The organism is Pseudomonas putida, assembly GCF_002741075.1.
Taxonomy (GTDB): Bacteria; Pseudomonadota; Gammaproteobacteria; order Pseudomonadales; family Pseudomonadaceae; genus Aquipseudomonas; species Aquipseudomonas putida_T.
Map to the genome: position 1 here is coordinate 3,356,370 of NZ_CP016634.1, position 22,399 is coordinate 3,378,768.

Sequence of the window (22,399 nt, forward strand, 5' to 3'; positions counted from 1 at the left end):
CAAACCTCAATAACCATGTGATTCCCGGAAGGGCTGGCTCTTATGATAAGCCACCCATTCCTCCACCTCGTAGGGCAGGTAAAGCTGACGCCGCGCCCGTGAAAGCGCGATGTACACCGCGCAGACCCGGGCATCGAATGCATAGGCGTCCCTGAAGGGGTCCGTACTCATCAGTTCCGGCGTCAACAGCACGCGCTCGAACTCCAGCCCTCCCGCGTCCTGGGCCAGCATTAACGAGATACTGCCGGGCTGGCCCGATATCCGGGCCTTGACCTTGTTCAGCTCAGCGATCCGGAAGCCTTCCTGCAGCCTGGCCTCGACCCACAAGAATGCACCATCGTGCTGATGGATATCGCGAACCTGCTGCCAGTCCGTGGTATGAGCGAAGTACGGATGCGATTCGTCGCTATCCTGCTCGCCCCTGAACAACCTGATCGCGTTTTCCATGAAACCCTGCAGGTTCATCTGCTCGGCAAGGGCGATTGCGTAATGCTTACCGGCCAGCTCCATGGCCCACTTCATCGCGTCCCAATGGGATGCGGCCAACACCACGCAGTCCTCCGGCGGCACAAAGCCTTCGGGGTAGAACTCCACACCGACCTCGGCGCTACCCGCGCCCTCGAACGCCAGCTTGGACTTTTGCGAATGCACACTGATCAGTGGATTGATCAAGCGTTCCACCTGAGGCCCGCTGCGCACGGAGAAGGCGATATCGCGCTGGCGCACCTCTCGCTGCCTGCGCAACCCTGGCCCCCAGGCGCGCTGGTACTCATCGCCAAGCGTAATCAGGACCTGACGGCCGCGCTCGATGATCTGCAGCAAGGACGCCGGCACGTCCTGGCTCTCGTCGATGATCACATGGCTATAGCGCGTTGGCACGCTGCAGCCGGCAAGGCTTGCACGCTTGATCAGCAACAGTGCCAGGAACCCCGTATGGCTGCCCCATGCCGGATTGGCCTGCAGGTAGGTCCACAATCGGCTTGAGTACTCCAGCAGTACCCGGCTATCGACATTGGACAAGGGCTGCTCGAAGAACGGCAGATGCCGGGCGGTGATGCTGTAATCCCAGGACTCACAATAGTTCTTCAACAGTTCGAGGCAGATCTCCAGCGCTTTCTCTGGCCCGTACTGGCGAAAACCGAGAATACCCAACTCCTCGGCCAAGGCACGTTTGCGCGGCACTCTCACGGCCTTGGCAGGCGCACGCCGCGAGCCCTGCAACAACTCCTGGGCGAATTCGCCAAAGGTCTTGCCTCGTTTGCTGTCGGCAGCGACACCCAAACGGCGGCGCAGGGTGTGCAATTTGCCCGGGGTACGCGCCAGCGGCAGCACCCTCCCCGCTGGCAGGCAGTCCATCAATGCCCCGAGCAAGTAGCTCTTGCCAATCCCCGCATAACCTTGGACATGCAGGTCCTCGTCCGGATTGGCCCGCACGATCCTGACCAACTTATCCTGCTCGGCGGTGAGCCAGCGCTCCTTGTCGAAACCTGTTATCGCCTGCTGACGAAACGGGTTGTTGCGCAGGTAACGGCGAATCTTGAACTCGAAATCCCATTTGCCATCAGGCAACAGGTACTCGCCGGCCGCCACTTCGTCAGCCATCAGCAGATGCAGCTTCGAGCCTTTGATGGCTTCCAAACCGAAATAGAGCTTCCGCGCATCGAACAACCGCCGCGCTTCCGACAACAATCCCACCCCTGGGGAATGACGAACATCGACCGACCAGGCGAGAAGCTTGGCCAGCACCTTCTCCGCCGCCGCCGGATCGAGCATCTGCCCCTTGGTTTCGGCAAGATTCTGGACGACCAGTACCGCAGCCAGCTGCGCATCGCCAAGCGCATCGAGCGCACCGTGATCCTGGGCATCGAGCAACCCCTGGCAAGTCTCCAGGGTAACCGGTAGAAACACGGGGTTGGTGAAATCGTAGTGTTCAGGTTGCATACGCGCTCACGGGAAAATCAATCAACATGGCGAGGCCCGCTGGCCTTTGCCACTGTCAGGGTGTACTCGTACACCCCAAGGCTGCCCGACATGCCGCCCGGATAGCTTCGTGCCTCTGGATGATCGGCTTCCAGCATGCCGTCGAGTTCATAGAGTGCCATTTCCAGCAGCTTGCGCAGGTCCCGGGCGCTGTCCGCCGAAACGTTGAGCTCGACGCTCAAAGCCCCCTGAGCGACAACGCCCTGTTCACTGCCCGCAATCACTTCTGCTTCGCCGAGGATGCGCTCGTGCTCCTCTTCCATCTGGTCCAGCACCTTCGAAAGCTCCAGGACCCGCTCGGGATGGGCGGCCATCAGGTCCTTGATTTCCAGGCGACGGATTTGCCAATCACGGATCTTGTGGCGGGTCTGGTCGTCTACGTGATCCATGATCGATACCTCACGGGGCGAAACAGCTGATGGAATGCCTTGCATGATAAGGCGCTCGCAGGGGCGGGAGAAAGGCGCGCGGTATTACCAGACGTTGATGCTGGTGCAGGCGGAGACGGGAGAGGACAGATGAATAGCTTGGCGGACGCCAGAAATGGAGGCGGCCCCACCAGCCACACCCCGGCACACGATGTTCCCGCTATGGCTGCTCCCTTCCGGGCCTGACCAGGTTAACGGGTAATCGTTGCGGGGGGACCGATGGGGCCACCACGACGGCTCGCCATGTGACGAGCCGCGCCATTGTACCGGTCTGGGGCGAAGTTACAACCTCTGCATCAAGAAAAAACCATCATTTCTCAATGACTTGTCCCCGCTGCCGGTCAGACGGCAATGCCATGGCCCTCGAGGAAGCTGACGAATGCATCCTCATCCAGCACCTTGACGCCCAGCTCGCTGGCCTTGGCGAGCTTGGAGCCCGCACCGGGCCCGGCGACTACGCAGTGGGTCTTGCCAGAGACCGAGCCGGCCACCTTGGCGCCCAGGCTTTCCAGTTTGTCCTTGGCGATGTCGCGGCTCATGCGCTCCAGGGTGCCGGTCAACACCCAGGTCTGCCCCACCAGCGGCAGGCCTTGCGCGATCTTCTTCTCGCTGGCCCAGTGCATGCCAAAGTCCTGTAGCTGCGCTTCGATGGCGCGAGCCAGTCGCTGGTTGGCCTCGACCTTGAAGAACTCCCGCACCGCTTCAGCCTGCTTGGTGTTCAGGGCCTGGCGCAGGTCGATGCCATCGGCTTCGATGATCTTGTCCAGGGAGCCCAGCTTGGCCACCAGCTTTTCCGCACCTGTCGGGCCGACCGAGGGGATATCGAGCTTGGCGATCATGCCGGCCAAGGTGGTGCTGGCGGCGAACTCGGCCGCCAGGTCGCCCTCGTCCTGCAATTGCATACCGCTGTCGAGCAATTGCTTGATGACGTCGCGGTTGTGCTCGTCCTCGAAGAAGTTATGGATCTCGTAGGCGACTTCCAGGCCGATGTCCGGCAGGTAGGTCAGCACCTGCGGCAGGGCTTGCTGCACCCGCGCCAGGCTGCCCAGGGAGCGGGCCAGAACCTTGGCAGTCTCCTCGCCGACGTCCGGGATCCCCAGGGCGAAGATAAAGCGGGCAAGGCTCGGCTGCTTGCTGGCCTGGATCGCGTCCAGCAGCTTGTTGCTGGACACTTCGGCGAAGCCTTCCAGCTCGACGATCTGTTCGAACTTGAGGTCATAGAGGTCGGCCGGCGAGCGGATCAGGTTCTCGTCCACCAGTTGCTCGACGCTCTTCTCGCCCAGGCCGTCGATGTCCATCGCTCGGCGCGAAACATAGTGGATGATCGCCTGCTTGAGCTGGGCAGCGCAGGCCAGACGCCCCACACAGCGGTACACCGCGCCCTCGCTGGTGGTCTCCTTGCCTTTGCTGCGCTTGACCAGTTGGGTGCGCTCGACTTGCGAGCCACAGACCGGACACTGGGTGGGCACCGCCACCGGCCGGGCGTTGTCGGGACGGCGTTCGGTCACCACCTGCATGACCTGCGGAATGACGTCACCGGCCCGGCGGATGATCACGGTATCGCCGATCATCAGGCCCAGGCGGGCAATCTCATCCATGTTGTGCAGCGTGGCATTGGAGACCGTGACACCGGCCACCTTGACCGGCTTGAGCCGCGCCACGGGGGTGACGGCGCCAGTGCGGCCGACCTGGAACTCCACGTCGAGCACTTCGGTGAGTTCTTCCATGGCCGGGAACTTGTGGGCGATGGCCCAACGCGGCTCCCGGGCACGGAAGCCCAGCTCGCGCTGGGCGGCCAGACTGTTGACCTTGAACACCACACCGTCGATCTCGTAGGGCAGATCGTTGCGCCGGGCACCGATGTCGCGGTAGTACGCAAGGCACTGCTCCACGCCTGCGGCATGGCGCAGTTCGCGACTGATGGGCAACCCCCAGGTCTTGAGCTTCTCCAGGATGCCGATATGGCTGTCGGCGATGGCCTCGGAGACCTGGCCCACGCCGTAGCAGCAGAACTCCAGAGGGCGGCTGGCGGTGATCTTGGAGTCCAGCTGGCGCAGACTGCCGGCTGCGGCGTTGCGCGGGTTGGCAAAGGTCTTGCCGCCACTCTCCGCCTGAGCGGCGTTCAGACGCTCGAAACCGGCCTTGCTCATGTACACCTCACCACGTACTTCGAGCACCGCCGGCCAGCCCTTGCCCTGCAGCTTGAGCGGGATGTTTCGTACAGTGCGCACATTGGCGCTGATGTCCTCACCGGTGGTGCCATCACCCCGGGTGGCGCCCTGCACCAGCAGGCCGTCACGATACAACAGGCTGACTGCAAGGCCATCGAGCTTGGGCTCGCAGCTGTAGTCGACTGCGGCCTGCTCGGCGAACAGGTCGCCGACCGGTAGATCCAGCCCTTCCACCACGCGACGGTCGAAGTCGCGCAGGTCGTCTTCCTCGAAGGCATTGCCCAGGCTGAGCATGGGAATTTCATGACGCACCTGGCTGAACGCCGCCAGCGCCGCGCCGCCGACACGCTGGGTTGGCGAATCAGGGGTCACAAGGTGGGGATACTCGGCCTCCAACGCCTTGAGCTCGTTGAACAGACGATCGTATTCGGCGTCAGGCACACTCGGTTCGTCCAGCACGTAATAACGGTAGTTGTGCTGGTCGAGTTCGGCACGCAGTTCATGGATACGGTTTTCGGCGTTCATCGTTCATCTTCTCTTGCAACGCAAAAGAGCAGCCCAGGGCTGCTCTTTTGCTGAAATCGCGCGGGCAGGATCGAGGCAGGATCCGCCCGCTTGGGGCCATTAACGCTTCTGGGTCAGCGCGCGGCGCTCGAATTCGACGATGCGCTGGCGGTAATGCTCGATAGTCTGAGCGGTCAGTACGCTGCGCTGGTCGTCCTTGAGCTCACCGTTGAGTTCATGGGCCAGCTTGCGGGCGGCGGCGACCATCACGTCGAAGGCCTGCTTGGGGTGACGCGGACCAGGCAGGCCCAGGAAGAAGCTCACCGCACGCGTGCTGAAATGGTCGATGTCGTCCAGATCGAAGACGCCTGGCTTGACGGCGTTGGCCATGGAGAACAGCACTTCGCCGTGACCGGCCATGCTTTCGTGGCGATGGAAGATGTCCATCTCGCCGAAACGCAGGCCACTTTCAAGGATGTTCTGTAGCAGGGCCGGCCCCTTGAAACCACCCTCATCACGGGAGATCACGCTGATCACCAGCACTTCCTCGGCCGGCGGCAACTCCTTGACCGTGTTGTTCGCCGCCGCGCCGTTGTGGCGGCTGTGCTCGGCAGGAAGCTCATCGTCGGAGTCGGCGAACAGGTCCGGCTCACGCGGTTCGGCGGCCAGGTTCAGGTCACCCTGCTGTGGCTCGCTGGCACGCTTGCCGCGTTTGCTGGCTTTGGCCGGCTTGGGTTCACGTTCGCGCGCCGGCGCGCTGACCGAAGGCAGATCGCTTTCGTCCAGCTCGGGCTCTTTCTGGGTTTCCAGTACGCGTGCAGGGCCCAACACCTCGGCGTTGCCTTCTTCGTCCGGCAGATTGGAGTAGCTGCGATCCAGACGGAATTTCAACTTGCCCTTGCCGCCGCGCATGCGGCGCCAGCCGTCGAAAAGAATACCGGCGATGACAATGACGCCGATGACGATCAGCCATTCGCGCAGACCGATTTCCATGTAATCCCGTGCCTCTAAAAAATATGCTTGAAAACAAAGGCTTCAAAGCCCTTTAACACGTGGCGCCAACTCTATGTTCTGACAGGCGTTTTACCCACGCAAAAAACAAGTGACATAAAGCTAGCACGACCAAAGGCAACTTTACACCGTCTGTCGCACATGTCGGGGGATTTCCCCACGTATCCTGCCTTATCTTCGCTCATCAGGCATCGACCATGGCCAGTGCCTCCTCCACATCAACTGCAACAAGGCGTGAGCAGCCTGGCTCGTGCATGGTCACCCCCATCAATTGATCAGCCATTTCCATGGCAATCTTGTTATGGGTGATGTAGATGAATTGCACGCTTTCGCTCATTTCCTTCACCAACCTGGCGTAACGTCCGACGTTGGCATCGTCCAGCGGCGCATCGACCTCGTCGAGCATGCAGAACGGTGCCGGGTTCAGCTTGAAGATGGCGAACACCAGTGCGAGGGCGGTCAACGCCTTCTCGCCACCGGACAACAGATGGATGGTGCTGTTCTTCTTGCCCGGCGGGCGCGCCATGATCGTCACCCCAGTATCGAGTAGATCTTCGCCCGTCAGTTCCAGGTAAGCACTGCCGCCACCGAAAACTTTTGGAAAAAGTGCCTGCAAACCGGCATTTATCTGATCAAAGGTATCTTTGAAGCGGTTGCGGGTTTCCTTGTCGATCTTGCGAATGACGCTTTCCAGCGTCTCCAGTGCTTCCACCAGGTCGGCGTCCTGCGCATCAAGGTAACGCTTACGCTCGGATTGCTGCTGGTACTCCTCGATGGCTGCCAGGTTGATCGCACCCAGGCGCTGGATCCGCCCGTCCAGTTGCTCGAGCTCCTGTTCGGTGCCCTGTTCGCTGACCTCGGGCTCGAGGGTGGCGAGCACGCCCTGCAGGTCATAGCCGTCGGCCAGCAACTGTTCCTGCAGCGTCTTGCGACGCACATCCAGCCCCTGGGATTCCAGGCGGGACTGTTCGAGCTGTCCGCGCAACAACTGAGCCTGTTGCTCGGCTTGGGTTCGACGACGCTCGGCATCGCGCAGCTCACGATCGGCTTCGTCCATGTGCAGACGAGCCTGGCGCATTTCCTCGTCCACGCTCATACGCCGCTCCAACAGCTCTTCGAGCTTCAGGCGAAGTTCTTCCAGCGGCGCCTCACCCTCCTCCAGATTCAGGCTCAGTTGCTCCTGACGCTCGCTCAAGCGCGCCGCCTGTAGCTCCAGGCGCTCCAGGGCCTGACGAGTGGAGTCGTGCTGAGCCCGCAGGGAGCCCAGGCGCACCGCCAACTGATGGGCATGATCCTTGTGCTGACGGGCCTCCTGGCGGATACGATCGAGCCCCTCGCGCAGGGTGTCGCGACGCGCCATCAGTTGCTCGCGCTGCTCGGTGTCCTGGGCCATCCGCTCCAGGGCTTCCTGCAACAGCAGGCGGGCCTCGCCCAGTTGCTCGTGCTCGATGGCCCGCTGCTCTTGGAGCTCGGCCAATTCTTCCTGCAAGCGTCGGCAGCGCAGCTGGACTTGCTCGGCGCGGGCTCGACCGGCCGAAAGGCGCGCCTTGAGCTCGCCCAACTGGCGGTTTTCATCCTGGCTGCACCGACGCAGCTGTTCGCGCTGCGCCTCCAGGTCACGCTGTTGTCCGCGCAGGCCCTGAAGGTGTTGATCCAGTTGTTCTAAACGCGCTTGAAGTTCGAGCTGCTCTTGGCCCAGGCGTTCGATCTCCTGGCCACGGGCCAGTACACCGCCCTGGGACTCCCCTCCACGACTGATTCGCAAAAAGTGCCGCCCGACCCAATACCCGTCTCGACTGACCAGGCTCTGGCCGTCCATCAGACCTGCGCGCAAAGCCAGGGCCTGCTCCAGGCTCTCCACCGGTCGTACTTGGCCTAGCCAGGGCGCCAGGTCCGTGCGCCCCTCGACTTTATCCAGCAGGCTGCCCGGCATTCGGGCCTGCTCCGGGCTCGCCAGCAGCAGACGCAGCTCGCCCTGCTCCAGAGCGGCGAAGTCCAGTGCTGCGAAGTCTTCGACCAGCACCGCCTGCAGATCGGCGCCCAGCACGGTCTCGACCGCCAGCTCCCAGCCTGGCTCGACGCGCAGCCCTTCGGCCAGTCGTGGCGTGTGCTCCAGCCCCTGGCCACGCAGCCAGTCGCCAGCACCTGCGCCCGGCTCCAAGGCCGCCTGCTGCAATGCCTCCAGTGATGCCAGGCGCCCACCCAAACGTTGCAGTTCGCCTTGGGACTGCTGATGGGTTTCGGTGGCCTGTTGCAACAACTCGCGCACCGCTTCGAGCTGTTCGACCACCTGCTGCTCGCTCAACTGAAGCGTTTCGAGCGCCAGCTCACTCCCGGCCACTTGCTCGGTCAGCTCGAACAGCGCAGCGTCTTCGGGCTCGGCCGCGAGCTGCTCGCGCTCCTCCTCCAGCTTGCGCTGACGCTCGGCCAAGCGCTCCAGGCCGATCTCCAACTGCTGCAAACGGGCCTGCTGCACCTCGGCCTGGCGTCGCGGCTCGGCCGATTGGGTATTGAAACTGTCCCATTGCTCCTGCCAGGCGTGCATGCCCAGCTCAGCTTCCTCGAGGGTGGCCGTCGCTTCTTCGGCACGCGCCAGGGTCAGTTCCTGCTCGGGCTCAAGCATCGCCAGCTCTTCGCCCAGGGTTGCCAGCAACGTGCGGTCATGCCCCAGGTGCGACTCGGTTTCCAGGCGGGTGCGCTCGGCCTCTTTAAGATCGTCCTGCAATTGCCGCAAGCGTTGCTGGCCATGCTGGATGCTCTGTTCCACCCGAGCGATGTCACCAGCGACGGAATAAAAGCGCCCCTGGACCTGATTGAAGCGCTCGGACAGCTCATGATGGCCGTCACGCAGGCGCTCGATACTGGCATCGGCATTGCGCTGCTCGGCCACCAGGGCCTCGAAAGCCACCTCCTGATCGCCGATGACCACTTCGCGCTGGCGCACGCGCTCGTCCAGCTCGCGCCAGCGCAGGGCCGACAGGCGCGCCTTGAGCTGACGCTCCTGGGCTTTGTATTCCCGGTATTTCTCGGCGGCCTGGGCCTGGCGGTGCAGACGTTCAAGCTGGCGTTCGAGCTCCTCGCGAAGGTCGGTCAGGCGCGCCAGGTTCTCCTGGGTACGGCGAATGCGGTTCTCGGTTTCGCGACGGCGCTCCTTGTACTTGGAGATGCCCGCGGCTTCCTCGATGAAATTACGCAGTTCCTCGGGCTTGGCCTCGATGAGCTTGGAGATCATTCCTTGCTCGATGATCGAGTAGCTGCGTGGCCCAAGGCCCGTGCCGAGGAAGATATCGGTGATGTCACGTCGCCGGCATTTGGCGCCGTTCAGGTAATAGGTGTTCTGCCCGTCGCGGGTGACCTTGCGGCGGATGGAGATCTCGGCGTAGGCGGCGTACTCGCCGAGCAACGTGGTCTCGCTGTTGTCGAACACCAGCTCGATGCTGGCCTGACTCACCGGCTTGCGGCCGGACGAGCCATTGAAGATCACGTCGGTCATCGACTCGCCGCGCAGGTTCTTGGCCGAGCTTTCGCCCATCACCCAGCGCACCGCATCGATGATGTTGGACTTCCCACAACCGTTCGGGCCGACCACGGCGGCCATGTTGCTGGGGAAATTGACGGTGGTCGGGTCGACGAACGACTTGAATCCGGCCAGTCGAATGCACTTCAGGCGCATCGATCAGACCTGCGCCAGGGCCGCCAGCACCAGCTCGCAACTGCGCTGGCTGTAGGCGACCAGAACCTCGCGGATGCGTGCCTGGTCGCGGGCGACCACGGCTTCGAGCAGGCGTGCGAACAATTCAAGGTAGTCGACCATGTTGGCCTGACGCTGATCCAGAGCCAGGTAGTAGGCACGACTCATGGCCGGCTGCAGGTTCTCGACGGTTTCCTGCAGATAGGGATTGTCGGCAAACGGATAGGCGGCGCGCATCACCGCGAAACTTTCGGCGACGAACGTCTCGATGTCCTGGTTGGCATGGGCCTGCTGCAGGCGCTGCTGGATCCCAAGGAACGGCTCCAGGTCGCGCTCGTTGCGCCAACGGCTGGCCACCGCGTTGCCCAGCAGGATGTAGAACTCGCCCATGAGTGTGCACAGGCTGCGCACGCCACGTTCGTCAAGCTCGGTGACGTGGGCGCCGCGGCGCGCCAGGATCGCCACCAGATGCCGGCGCTCGAGGATCAACAGCGCCTCGCGCACTGAGCCGCGACTGACGTTGAGTGCCTGGGTGACCTTCAATTCCTGGATCCGTTCGCCCGGCTTGAGTTCGCCGCGAATGATCCGTTCGGCCAGGTAGTGGGCGATCTGCTCAGAGAGGCTGTCCGGCGCCTTGAACGTCATGGTTTTCCTTCAGAATCTTGAACGGGGCACAAGGGGGCGATTGTAGCCTACTTGCCTGACTGCCGCGCAGGGGATCGTTGCGCTTTATTCGACCTGCGGACGTGCTGCAGCACCGGTGCGTTCTATGCTTTGACTATGACGATTTGTCCCGTCGGGGCGTGGTGCACGTAAATTCTTGACCTTTGAGTCAGAAATTTATTGACCAAATGGTCAAGCGTGCTTAGAGTCCGACCGAACAACAATAAAACCATTGCGAGGCCTTCCCCGTGATCCAGTTTCTCGTCAACCAGGAGCTGCGTAGTGAGCACGCCCTGGACCCGAACATGACGGTGCTGCAATACCTGCGTGAGCACCTGGGCAAACCCGGCACCAAGGAAGGCTGCGCCAGTGGCGACTGCGGCGCCTGCACCGTGGTGGTCGGCGAGCTGGCCCAGGACGACCAGGGCCGTGATACCGTGCGCTACCGCAGCCTCAACTCCTGCCTGACGTTCGTCTCGTCGCTGCACGGCAAACAGTTGATCAGTGTCGAAGGCCTCAAGCACCAAGGCGAACTGCACAGCGTGCAGCAAGCCATGGCTGATTGCCATGGTTCTCAGTGCGGTTTCTGCACCCCAGGCTTCGTCATGTCCCTGTTCGCCCTGCAAAAGAACAGCGACGGCCACGATCTGCACCAAGCCCAGGAGGCCCTGGCAGGCAACCTGTGCCGCTGCACCGGCTACCGTCCGATCCTCGCCGCCGCCGAGCAGAGCTGCGCCCGCCCTTGTCGCGACCAGTTCGACGAGCAGCAAGCCCAGACCATCGCCCGCCTCAAGGCGATCGCGCCAACCGAAACCGGTGAACTCAACAGCGGCGACAAGCGTTGTCTGGTGCCGCTGACCGTGGCCGACCTTGCCGACCTGTACAGCTCGCACCCCGAGGCCCGCCTGCTGGCTGGCGGTACCGATCTGGCCTTGGAAGTCACCCAGTTCCACAAGGCCCTGCCGGTGATGATCTACGTCGGTCACGTGGCCGAACTCAAGTGCATCGAAAAAACCGCGACCCATCTGCAAATCGGCGCAGCCACCCCGCTGACCGACTGCTACGGCGCCCTGAACGAGGAGTACCCGGACTTCGGCGCCCTGCTGCACCGCTTCGCCTCACTGCAGATCCGCAACCAGGGCACCCTGGGTGGCAACATCGGCAACGCTTCGCCGATCGGCGACTCGCCACCCCTGCTGATCGCCCTCGACGCCCAGGTGGTCCTGCGCCAGGGCCAAACCCAGCGCACCCTGGCGCTGGAAGACTACTTCATCGATTACCGCATCACCGCACGCCAGGACAGCGAGTTCATCGAGAAGATCATCGTCCCGCGTGCCAGCGCCGACTGGACGTTCCGCGCCTACAAGGTTTCCAAGCGCCTGGACGACGACATCTCGGCAGTGTGCGCTGCGTTCAACCTGCGTATCGAGGACGGGGTGGTTCGCGAGGCCCGCATCGCCTTCGGCGGCATGGCAGCCATCCCCAAACGTGCCCGCGCCTGCGAAGCCGCCCTGGTGGGCAAGACCTGGACCCAGGCCAGCATCGAGCAGGCCTGCCAAGCCTTGGACGAAGATTTCACCCCACTCTCGGACTTCCGCGCCAGCAAGGAATACCGCCTGCTGACTGCGCAGAACCTGCTGCGCAAGTACTTCATCGAACTGCAATCGCCGTACATCGAAACCCGGGTGACCGCTTATGTCTAACCATCACGTAGCCAAGAGCCAGGCCGAGATGGCCGAACTGTTCAGCCAGGACCTGACCACCGGGGTCGGCCGCAGCATCAAGCACGACAGCGCCGACAAGCACGTCAGCGGCGAGGCGGTGTACATCGATGACCGCCTGGAATTCCCCAACCAGTTGCACGTCTTCGCGCGCACCGCCGACCGCGCCCATGCGCGCATCCTGCGCATCGACACCACGCCATGCTACGCCTTCGAGGGCGTACGCATCGCCATCACCCATGAAGACATCCCGGGCCTGAAGGACATCGGCCCGGTGGTCGCCGGTGACCCGCTGCTGGCCATCGACAAAGTGGAGTTCTTCGGTCAGCCGGTGCTGGCCGTCGCAGCCCGCGACCTGGACACCGCACGCCGCGCCGCGATGGCGGCGATCGTCGAGTACGAAGATCTCGAACCGGTACTGGACGTGGTCGAGGCCCTGCGCAAGAAGCATTTCGTGCTGGACAGCCACACCCACCAGCGCGGCGACTCGGACAGCGCCCTGGCCACTGCCCCCCACCGCCTGCAAGGCACTTTGCACATCGGTGGCCAAGAGCACTTCTACCTGGAAACCCAGATCTCTTCGGTGATGCCCACCGAGGACGGCGGCATGATCGTCTTCTGCTCCACCCAGAACCCCACCGAGGTGCAGAAGCTGGTAGCTGAAGTGCTGGACGTGCCGATGAACAAGATCGTCGTGGACATGCGCCGCATGGGCGGCGGCTTCGGCGGCAAGGAGACCCAGGCGGCCAGCCCGGCCTGCCTGTGCGCCGTCATCGCGCGCCTGACCGGTCAACCGACCAAGATGCGCCTGCCGCGCGTCGAAGACATGATGATGACCGGCAAACGTCACCCGTTCTACGTGGAGTACGACGTAGGCTTCGACGACAGCGGCCGCCTGCACGGCATCAACCTGGACCTGGCCGGCAACTGCGGTTACTCGCCTGATCTGTCCGGCTCGATCGTCGACCGCGCCATGTTCCACTCCGACAACGCCTACTACCTGGGCGACGCCACGGTGCATGGCCACCGCTGCAAGACCAACACCGCGTCCAACACGGCCTACCGTGGTTTCGGCGGCCCGCAGGGCATGGTCGCCATCGAGCAGGTGATGGACCATATCGCCCGCCATCTGGCGCTCGACCCCCTGGCCGTGCGCAAAGCCAACTACTACGGCAAGACCGAGCGCAACGTCACTCATTACTACCAGACCGTCGAGCACAACATGCTCGAGGAGATGACCGCCGAGCTCGAGGCCAGTGCCGACTACGCCGAGCGCCGCGAGTCGATCCGCCGCTTCAATGAACACAGCCCGGTGCTCAAGAAAGGCCTGGCGCTGACCCCGGTGAAGTTCGGTATCTCGTTCACCGCGACCTTCCTCAACCAAGCTGGCGCGCTGATCCACATCTACACCGACGGCAGCATCCATCTGAACCATGGCGGCACCGAGATGGGCCAGGGCCTGAACACCAAGGTCGCCCAGGTTGTGGCCCAGGTGTTCCAAGTCGATTTCGAGCGCATCCAGATCACCGCCACCAACACCGACAAGGTGCCTAACACCTCGCCGACCGCCGCCTCCAGTGGCGCCGACCTCAACGGCAAGGCCGCGCAGAACGCCGCTGAGATCCTCAAGAAGCGCCTGACCGAGTTCGCCGCTCGGCACTACAAGGTCACCGAGGAAGATGTGGAGTTCCGCAACGGCCATGTGCGGGTGCGCGACCAGATCGTGAGCTTCGAGCAATTGGTGCAGCAGGCCTACTTTGCCCAGGTGTCGCTGTCGAGTACCGGTTTCTATCGCACGCCGAAGATCTACTACGACCGCGACCAGGCCCGCGGCCGGCCGTTCTACTACTTCGCCTTCGGCGCGGCCTGCGTCGAGGTGGTGGTCGATACCCTGACCGGCGAATACAAGATGCTGCGGGCCGATATCCTGCACGACGTCGGCGCCTCGCTGAACCCGGCCATCGACATCGGCCAGGTAGAAGGCGGCTTCATCCAGGGCATGGGCTGGCTGACCACCGAGGAACTGGTGTGGAACGCCAAGGGCAAGCTGATGACCAACGGCCCGGCGAGCTACAAGATCCCGGCGGTGGCGGACATGCCACTGGACCTGCGCGTGAAGCTGGTGGAAAACCGCAAGAACCCGGAAGACACCGTGTTCCACTCCAAAGCCGTGGGCGAGCCGCCGTTCATGCTCGGCATCGCTGCCTGGTGCGCCATCAAGGATGCCGTGGCGAGCATCGCCGACTACCGCGTGCAGCCGCAGGTCGATGCCCCGGCGACGCCTGAGCGAGTGCTGTGGGGCTGCGAGCAGATGCGCAAGGCGGTAGCCGCCGAGCAGCCTGCCGAGCAGGAACTGGAAACCGTCACCCACTGACAACGCGAAACCCTGTGGGAGCGGGTTCACCCGCGAATACGGCGACGAACCGCCATCGTCTTCGCGGACAAACCCGCCCCCACAGGGTCCGTGGCGCAACTTAGAGAGGTTGCATCATGCACCAATGGATCAACGCCCTCGCCGACCACCAGGCCCGCGGTGAAGCTTGCGTTCTGGTGACCATCATCGAAGAGCGCGGTTCGACGCCCCGCAACGCCGGCTCGAAGATGGTGGTCAGCGCCACCGACCTGTTCGACACCATCGGCGGCGGCCATCTGGAGTACAAGGCGCTGCACATTGCCCGGCAAATGCTCGAGGAACAACGCACCACCCCGCATCTCGAGCGCTTCAGCCTGGGGGCGAGCCTTGGCCAATGCTGTGGCGGCGTCACGGTGCTGCTGTTCGAGCCAATGGCTGCGGTGCAGGCGCAGATCGCGGTGTTCGGCGCGGGCCACGTCGGCCGCGCTCTGGTACCCTTGCTCGCCGCGCTACCCTGCCGGGTGCGCTGGATCGATTCGCGCGAGCAGGAGTTCCCTGAGGTCATCCCCAATGGTGTGACCAAGGTCGTCAGCGAGGAGCCGGTCGAGGAAGTCGCCGAGCTGCCAGCGGGCAGCTATTGCATCGTCATGACCCACAACCACCAGCTCGACCTTGAACTGACTGCCGCCATTCTCAAGCGCAATGATTTCACCTGGTTCGGCCTGATCGGCTCGAAGACCAAACGGGTCAAGTTCGAGCACCGCCTGCGCGAACGCGGCTACGACGACGCCGTCGTGGCGCGGATGCGTTGTCCGATGGGCCTGGCCGAGGTCAAGGGCAAGCTGCCGATCGAGATCGCCGTGTCCATCGCCGCGGAAATCATTGCCACCTACAACGCCTGCTTCGGCCAGCACGACGCTGCCGCCAACTCAGGCCCAATCGCCCAATTGCTGCCGCCCTCCCGGCGCAGCCAAGCCAATTGACGAGAACGTTATGAGCGCAACCCGCAAAGCCTACCGAGCCGCCATCCTTCACAGCATCGCCGACCCGGCCGAGGTGGGCCTTGACGCTTCCCACGAATATTACGAAGACGGCCTGCTGGTGGTCGAAGAGGGCCGCATCAGTGCACTGGGGCACGCCAGCGACCTGCTGCCGAGCCTAGGCGCCGACGTCGAAGTGATTCACCACCAGGACGCCCTGATCACTCCGGGCTTCATCGATACGCACATCCATTTCCCCCAGACCGGAATGATCGGCTCATACGGCGAGCAACTGCTTGACTGGCTGAACACTTACACCTTCCCCTGCGAAAAGCAGTTCGCCGACAAGGCCCATGCCGACCAGGTGGCCAAGATCTTCCTCAAGGAACTGCTGCGCAACGGCACCACCAGCGCGCTGGTGTTCGGCAGCGTCCATCCCGAGTCGGTCGATGCCCTGTTCGAAGAAGCCCAGCGTCTGGACCTGCGCCTGATCGCCGGCAAGGTGATGATGGATCGCAACGCTCCTGACTACCTGACCGACACCGCCGAGTCCGGCTACGCCGAAAGCAAGGCGCTGATTGAACGCTGGCATGGCAAGGGCCGCCTGCACTATGCGGTGACCCCACGCTTCGCACCCACCAGCACCCCGGAACAACTGACCCTGGCCGGCCAGTTGCTCAAGGAATACCCAGGGCTGTACATGCACACCCACCTGTCGGAGAACGTCAAGGAAATCGACTGGGTCAAGGCGCTGTTCCCTGAGCGCAAGGGCTACCTGGACGTTTATGACCACTATGAACTGCTGGGCGAGCGCTCAGTATTCGCCCACGGCGTGCACCTGTGCGATGAAGAATGCCAGCGCCTGGCCGAAACCGGCTCGGCTGTAGCCTTCTGCCCCACTTCCAACCTGTTCCTGGGCAGCGGGCTGTTCAACCTCCCTCAGGCCGAGCGCTTCAAGGTCAACGTGGGCCTGGGCACCGACGTGGGTGCCGGCACCAGCTTCTCGCTGCTCAACACCCTGAACGAGGCCTACAAGGTCATGCAACTGCAGGGCGCGCGCCTGCATCCCTACAAGTCGCTGTACCTGGCGACCCTCGGCGGGGCCCGCGCCCTGCGCCTGGACGATCGCATCGGCAGCCTGCGTCCGGGCAACGATGCCGACTTCGTGGTACTCGATTACAAGGCCACCCCGCTGCTGGACTACCGCATCCAGCAGTCCAACAGCATCGAAGAGACCCTGTTCGTCCTCACCACCCTGGGCGACGACCGCACCGTGCGTGAAACCTACGCCGCCGGTCGCTGCGTGCACCAGCGCTAAAGCCTTCACGCGAAGGTCACACAAGCCGAAACGGGGCGAGCCAGCGCCCCGTTTCAATGCACAGGCAGATACCGTTCGTACCCAGCCTAGGGCTCGCGCGCCAGCCCTCGGTACAACGCGCCGCCGATCGCCGCGCCGATCAACGGCGCCACCCAGAACAACCACAACTGCTGCAATGCCCAGCCCCCGACGAACAGGGCTGGGCCGGTGCTGCGCGCAGGATTGACGGAGGTGTTTGTCACCGGAATGGAGATCAGGTGAATGAGCGTCAGCGCCAGGCCGATGGCGATGGGTGCCAGGCCTGCTGGCGCGCGCGTGTCGGTGGCGCCCATGATGATCACCAGGAACATCGCGGTCATCACCACCTCGCTGGCAAAGCCTGCCGCCAGCGAGTACCCGCCCGGCGAATGATCGGCGTACCCGTTGGAAGCCAGCCCCGATGACAGCTCGAACCCCGCCTTGCCGCTGGCGATGAAGTAGATCACCGCTGCCGCCAGGATCGCCCCGATCACCTGGGCAATCACGTAGGGCACGAATTCTTTGGCTGGAAACCGCCCACCCACCACAAGCCCGAACGATACCGCAGGGTTGAGGTGGCAGCCGGAAATGTGGCCGATGGCAAACGCCATGGTCAGCACCGTCAGGCCAAATGCGAAGGCGACACCCAGGATACCGATGCCAGTTGGAAAGCTCGCGGCCAACACCGCGCTGCCGCAACCACCAAGGACCAACCAGAAGGTGCCGACCAGCTCGGCACCCATGCGCTTGCCCAGGGACATACTCATGGACCTCTCCTCAAGTAGTGGAACGCATTGGATGCGCAAGCCCAACTGCTTGATGAAGGTTTGCAAAAAACAATCTAGCAGAGCCTTGGCCAATGGCCAGTAACCCTCGTACACCGCGTCAGCGCTAATCTTCCGCCTTGCTCGCAGTCAGCGCGGGACTGAAATGAAAAACGCCACCGCTTCCGGCAGGGAAACGGTGGCGTTGAAAGATAGGGCCTGCCCGGGGAACGGGCGAAGGATCAACCTTTGACAGGCACCTTAGGCTTTTTCAGCAGGTGCGAGAACACGGCGTGCAGGTCATCGGAGGCGCCCTCCTCGTCCAGGTTCAGCTTGGTGTCGATGTGATCCATGTGGTGCATCATCAGATTCACCGCCAGCTCCGCGTCACGGGCCTCGATGGCGTCGATCAACTGCATGTGCTCGTCGTAGGAGCAGTGCGAACGGTTGCCGCTTTCGTATTGCGCGATGATCAGCGAGGTCTGCGAAACCAGACTGCGCTGGAAGCTGATCAGGGGGGCATTGCCGGCCGCTTCGGCCAACTTGAGGTGGAACTCGCCGGAAAGGCGGATACCCGCACCCCGGTCACCACGGGAGAAGCTGTCGCGCTCCTCGCGGACCATCTGGCGCAGTTCGTTCAGTTGCTCGATCGTGGCGTGCTGCACGGCAAGCTCGGTGATGGCGCGCTCGACCATGCGACGCGAGAAGAACACCTGGCGCGCCTCTTCCACCGTGGGGCTCGCCACCACCGCACCACGATTAGGTCGCAGTAGCACGACGCTTTCGTGGGCAAGGCGCGACAAGGCACGACGGATGATGGTGCGGCTGACGCCGAAGATCTCGCCCAGCGCTTCCTCGCTCAACTTGGTGCCCGGTGCCAGGCGCTGCTCGAGGATGGCCTCGAAAATATGCGCATAGACGATGTCGTCCTGGGTACCGCTGCGGCCGGCCTTGCCGTTTCGCGCAGGTTTCTTCAGAGGTTGCAGCTGTTCGTTCATGGGTTCTCGAGCACGAGGGCCTGCCAGTCGATGCCTTGACTGTATTGCCTGTCAGAAGGTGGCTGGCAAGTCCTGGATAGAAAATAAAGGGACCAAGGTATCGGCCTATTGTACACAGGCCATTCGATTTCTGCAGGTGGCCTTTCCCATATAGCCACTACGCGACAGATCGCGCACACAAAAAATAAAACATTATTTGCATTATTTGTACACAACAGCATAATCCAGCGAGCAACTTTCTGACTCGAAAGTCAATAAATCGGTCAGACGTCTGCCAATCCCCTCGCGGAGCCGCCCAAGTGCATTGGCGCAGGACCAAGGCTCCGAAACAACAAGAAAGACTTGAGGAGTACTCGCTGTGGAAAGCCGCAAATCCGAAGCCCCTACGCTGGATCTCGCTCCACCGCTCGAAACGAGTTGGCTGGAACGGATTTTCAAACTCAAGCGACACGGCAGCACCGTCAGGACCGAGCTGATCGCCGGGGTGACCACCTTCATCACCATGGCCTACATCATCTTCGTCAACCCCAACATCATGGCCGATGCCGGTATCGACCATGGTGCGGCGTTCGTTGCCACCTGTATCGCCGCGGCCCTGGGCTGCCTGTTGATGGGCCTCTACGCCAACTGGCCAGTGGGCCTGGCCCCCGGGATGGGGCTCAACGCTTTCTTCACCTACACCGTGGTCGGCACCATGGGCTACACCTGGGAGGCGGCGCTGGGTGCAGTGTTCGTGTCCGGCGTGCTGTTCATGGCCCTGACCCTCTCACGCGTGCGCGAATGGCTGCTTAACAGCATTCCGGTCAGCCTGCGCCACGCCATGGGCGCGGGGGTCGGCCTGTTCCTCGGACTGATCGGCCTGAAGACCGCCGGTATCGTCGTCGACAGCCCTGCCACGCTGATCAAGCTGGGTTCTCTGCATGAGCCTGGTCCACTGCTGGCGGCGGTGTGCTTCCTGATGATCGCGGTGCTCAGCTATCACCGCGTGTTCGGCGCGATCCTCATCAGCATCATCAGTGTCACCCTGGCTGGCTGGGGCCTGGGCCTGGTCCAATATGGCGGAGTGTTCTCGCTGCCGCCGAGCCTGGCTCCGACCTGGATGGCCATGGATGTGGCGGGCGTGTTCAACGTCAGCATGATCAGCGTGGTATTGGCGTTCCTGTTCGTGCACATGTTCGACACCGCCGGCACCCTGATGGGCGTAGCCCAGCGGGCCAACCTGGTCGGTGAAGACGGCCGCATCGAGAACCTGTCTCGGGCACTGAAGGCCGATAGCGCCTCCAGCGTGTTCGGCGCCGCAGTCGGCGTGCCGCCTGTGACCAGCTACGTGGAAAGTGCCGCAGGCGTTGCCGCCGGTGGCCGCACTGGCCTGACTGCCGTGGTCGTCGGTTTGCTGTTCGTCGCCGCGATGTTCTTCGCACCGTTGGCCGGGATGATCCCCGCCTACGCTACCGCTGGCGCCCTGATCTATGTGGCCATGTTGATGATGGGCAGCATGGCGCACATCCACTGGGACGAGGCGACCGACAGCATTCCTGCGATCGTTACCGTGATCATGATGCCACTGACCTTCTCGGTCGCCGACGGCATCGCCCTGGGCTTCATCAGCTATGTGGCGCTCAAGGCCGGGACTGGCAAGTTCAAGGAAATCTCCGCCAGCCTCTGGGTCCTTTGCGTGATCTTCATCGCCAAATTCGTGTTCCTCTGAGCCTGGCGCCCTTCGTTGCACAAACAAAAAAAACCGATGGCAGTCTCCTGCCATCGGGTTTTTTTGTAGGTATTCGCCTTACTTGGCTACGGAGCCGGCGGTACCGGATGCCTGCCCACTACGTTTGCTCTTGAGTACATAAAAGGCATACATCACCACAAGCCAGACCGGAATCGCGTACACCGAGACCTGAATGCCCGGGATCTGCAGCATGATCCCCAGGATCAGCACCACGAAGGCCAGGCACACATAGTTGCCGTACGGGTACCACAGGGCTTTGAACAGCGCCTTCTGGCCAGTACGGTCCAGGTGCTGACGGAACTTCAGGTGCGAGTAGCTGATCATCGCCCAGTTGATCACCAGGGCAGCCACCACCAGCGACATCAGCAGCTCCAGCGCATGCTGCGGCATGAAGTAGTTCAGCAGCACCGCGACCAGGGTCACGGCAGCCGAGGCCAGGATCGAACGGACTGGCACGCCGCGCTTGTCGATCTTGGCCAGGCCAGCCGGAGCGTCGCCTTGCTCGGCCATGCCGTAGAGCATGCGGGCGTTGCAGTAGGTGCCGCTGTTGTACACCGACAACGCCGCGGTCAGGACCACGAAGTTCAGCAGGTGGGCAGCAACATCACTGCCGAGCAGCGAGAAGACCTGAACGAACGGGCTGCTGCCATAGCTGCCGCCGGAAGCATCGATGCTGGCGACCAGGCTGTCCCACGGGGTCAAAGACAGCAGGATCACCAACGCGCCGATATAGAAGATCAGGATGCGGTAGATGACCTGGTTGATCGCCTTCGGGATCACGGTCTTTGGCTTGTCGGCCTCGGCCGCGGTGAAGCCCAGCATTTCCAGGCCACCGAAGGAGAACATGATGATCGCAAGCGCCATTACCAGGCCACTCACGCCATTGGGGAAGAAGCCACCATGGGCCCACAGGTTGGTCACCGAAGCTTCAGGACCACCGCTGCCGCTGGTGAGCAGATAGGCACCCAGGCCGATCATGCCGACGATGGCGAGCACCTTGATGATCGCGAACCAGAACTCGGCCTCTCCGAACACCTTCACGTTCATCAGGTTGATCGCGTTGATCAGGATGAAGAAGCCCGCCGCAGTGACCCAGGTCGGGATCTCCGGCCACCAGTAGTGGATGTACTTGCCGACGGCGGACAACTCCGACATGCCGACCAGGATGTACAGCACCCAGCAGTTCCAGCCGGACAAGAAGCCCGCGAAACCGCCCCAGTACTTGTGGGCGAAGTGGCTGAAGGAACCGGCAACCGGCTCTTCGACGATCATTTCGCCCAGTTGGCGCATGATCATGAAGGCGATGAAGCCGCAGATGGCGTAGCCGAGAATCATCGACGGACCAGCCGACTTCATCACGCCGGCCGAGCCCAGGAACAATCCGGTACCAATTGCGCCACCCAGGGCAATCAGCTGGATATGGCGGTTCTTCAGGCCACGCTTGAGCTCGCCTGAAGGCATGTTTTGTCCACTCATGAACGAAGTCACCTGCTTGTTTTTATCTGTGACGGAATCGGACCCACCGCGCTCGTGGCGCAGCGGAATGGGCAAGGTGGTTACCTTGGGTTTCTTGGACGGGGGTGATGACACCGAGGGGCAGGCCCCGGGTGACTCAACCAGGCGTCAGCAAGAGTGCGCGGTACGCATTGGGGTCACAGGTAAAACGCGGCGCATTGTATACCCCTGCGTACGCGCAGGCGTCAACGCGTTGCGTCATTTCCTGATGAAAAAACGCAGCGATCCTGGGGGGATGGCCTGAAAAGGCAGAGTGATCGGCGTACATGGCGCCTCCATTTGTTGTTTTCGATGCCCAGCTCTGCGGCCAGGCCCTGCACACGGCATGGGCGCTATATCAGCGTGCGGCGAGAGGTTGGACAAGGGGGCAAATGGCGGGGTAGTCGCTCTGGAATGGGGTGTTTGGCAAAATCTGTTTACACCCGTAGGTAGGCCTGCGAAAAAGGCCGCATTTCGTAAAGAAATTGTTACAAGGCGGTCGGCAGAGTTTCCAGATCGCAGGAAAAATCGCGCCGGATCAACACGTTAGATTTCTGAAGACACAAAAAAGGGGCC

General features: G+C 62.5%; 14 protein-coding genes and 1 other RNA gene. 5 read left to right on the forward strand and 10 right to left on the reverse strand.

Annotated elements, in window-relative coordinates; translation table 11 throughout:
- Positions 1-6 precede the first annotated feature (6 nt).
- The 7 genes from IEC33019_RS15760 to IEC33019_RS15790 all read right to left on the reverse strand — a co-directional run bounded on the left by IEC33019_RS15760 (position 7) and on the right by IEC33019_RS15790 (position 10,430).
- Complete coding sequence (locus tag IEC33019_RS15760) at positions 7-1,941, reverse strand: hypothetical protein (protein WP_070092094.1); 1,935 nt, start codon at positions 1,939-1,941, stop codon at positions 7-9.
- Between the two features lie 17 nt (positions 1,942-1,958).
- Entirely contained in the window at positions 1,959-2,369 is a 411-nt protein-coding gene (locus IEC33019_RS15765) for a hypothetical protein (RefSeq protein ID WP_070092095.1), read from the reverse strand.
- Between the two features lie 164 nt (positions 2,370-2,533).
- Positions 2,534-2,630: signal recognition particle sRNA small type (gene ffs / locus IEC33019_RS15770), an RNA gene on the reverse strand.
- A 119-nt stretch (positions 2,631-2,749) separates the two neighbouring features.
- Positions 2,750-5,104, reverse strand: a complete 2,355-nt coding sequence (gene ligA, locus IEC33019_RS15775; protein WP_070092096.1) for an NAD-dependent DNA ligase LigA — start codon at positions 5,102-5,104, stop codon at positions 2,750-2,752.
- A 99-nt stretch (positions 5,105-5,203) separates the two neighbouring features.
- Positions 5,204-6,076 (reverse strand): cell division protein ZipA, encoded by an 873-nt coding sequence (gene zipA / locus IEC33019_RS15780; RefSeq protein ID WP_070092097.1) that lies wholly within the window; start codon positions 6,074-6,076, stop codon positions 5,204-5,206.
- A 202-nt stretch (positions 6,077-6,278) separates the two neighbouring features.
- Positions 6,279-9,767, reverse strand: a complete 3,489-nt coding sequence (smc, locus tag IEC33019_RS15785; protein WP_099593743.1) for a chromosome segregation protein SMC — start codon at positions 9,765-9,767, stop codon at positions 6,279-6,281.
- 3 nt (positions 9,768-9,770) lie between these two features.
- Entirely contained in the window at positions 9,771-10,430 is a 660-nt protein-coding gene (locus IEC33019_RS15790; RefSeq protein ID WP_070092099.1) for a GntR family transcriptional regulator, read from the reverse strand.
- Positions 10,431-10,696: 266 nt separating this feature from the next.
- On the opposite strand from IEC33019_RS15790, the gene xdhA reads away from it, so the two are divergent.
- The 4 genes from xdhA (at position 10,697) to guaD (ending at position 16,820) form a co-directional block, all read left to right on the forward strand.
- Positions 10,697-12,151, forward strand: coding sequence for a xanthine dehydrogenase small subunit (gene xdhA / locus IEC33019_RS15795; protein ID WP_070092100.1), 1,455 nt, complete (start codon positions 10,697-10,699; stop codon positions 12,149-12,151).
- Positions 12,144-14,543 carry a xanthine dehydrogenase molybdopterin binding subunit gene (gene xdhB / locus IEC33019_RS15800; protein ID WP_099593745.1) on the forward strand — a complete coding sequence of 800 codons (2,400 nt, stop codon included), beginning with the start codon at positions 12,144-12,146 and terminating at the stop codon, positions 14,541-14,543. The genes xdhA and xdhB overlap by 8 nt, the downstream gene beginning before the upstream one ends.
- A gap of 116 nt (positions 14,544-14,659) precedes the next feature.
- Positions 14,660-15,505 carry a xanthine dehydrogenase accessory protein XdhC gene (gene xdhC, locus IEC33019_RS15805; protein ID WP_070092102.1) on the forward strand — a complete coding sequence of 282 codons (846 nt, stop codon included), beginning with the start codon at positions 14,660-14,662 and terminating at the stop codon, positions 15,503-15,505.
- 10 nt (positions 15,506-15,515) lie between these two features.
- Positions 15,516-16,820: a guanine deaminase gene (guaD, locus tag IEC33019_RS15810; RefSeq protein WP_070092103.1), complete on the forward strand. Its 1,305-nt coding sequence runs from the start codon at positions 15,516-15,518 to the stop codon at positions 16,818-16,820.
- A gap of 86 nt (positions 16,821-16,906) precedes the next feature.
- Here the strand turns inward: guaD and aqpZ are convergent, their stop codons facing one another.
- On the reverse strand, positions 16,907-17,605 hold the full coding sequence (gene aqpZ / locus IEC33019_RS15815; RefSeq protein ID WP_070092104.1) for an aquaporin Z: 699 nt from the start codon (positions 17,603-17,605) through the stop codon (positions 16,907-16,909).
- Positions 17,606-17,844: 239 nt separating this feature from the next.
- On the reverse strand, positions 17,845-18,600 hold the full coding sequence (locus tag IEC33019_RS15820) for a GntR family transcriptional regulator (RefSeq protein WP_070092105.1): 756 nt from the start codon (positions 18,598-18,600) through the stop codon (positions 17,845-17,847).
- 358 nt (positions 18,601-18,958) lie between these two features.
- On the opposite strand from IEC33019_RS15820, the gene IEC33019_RS15825 reads away from it, so the two are divergent.
- Positions 18,959-20,308: an NCS2 family permease gene (locus IEC33019_RS15825; protein ID WP_070092106.1), complete on the forward strand. Its 1,350-nt coding sequence runs from the start codon at positions 18,959-18,961 to the stop codon at positions 20,306-20,308.
- A gap of 78 nt (positions 20,309-20,386) precedes the next feature.
- Here the strand turns inward: IEC33019_RS15825 and IEC33019_RS15830 are convergent, their stop codons facing one another.
- Positions 20,387-21,805 (reverse strand): amino acid permease, encoded by a 1,419-nt coding sequence (locus IEC33019_RS15830; protein ID WP_170831755.1) that lies wholly within the window; start codon positions 21,803-21,805, stop codon positions 20,387-20,389.
- Between the last annotated feature and the right edge of the window lie 594 nt (positions 21,806-22,399).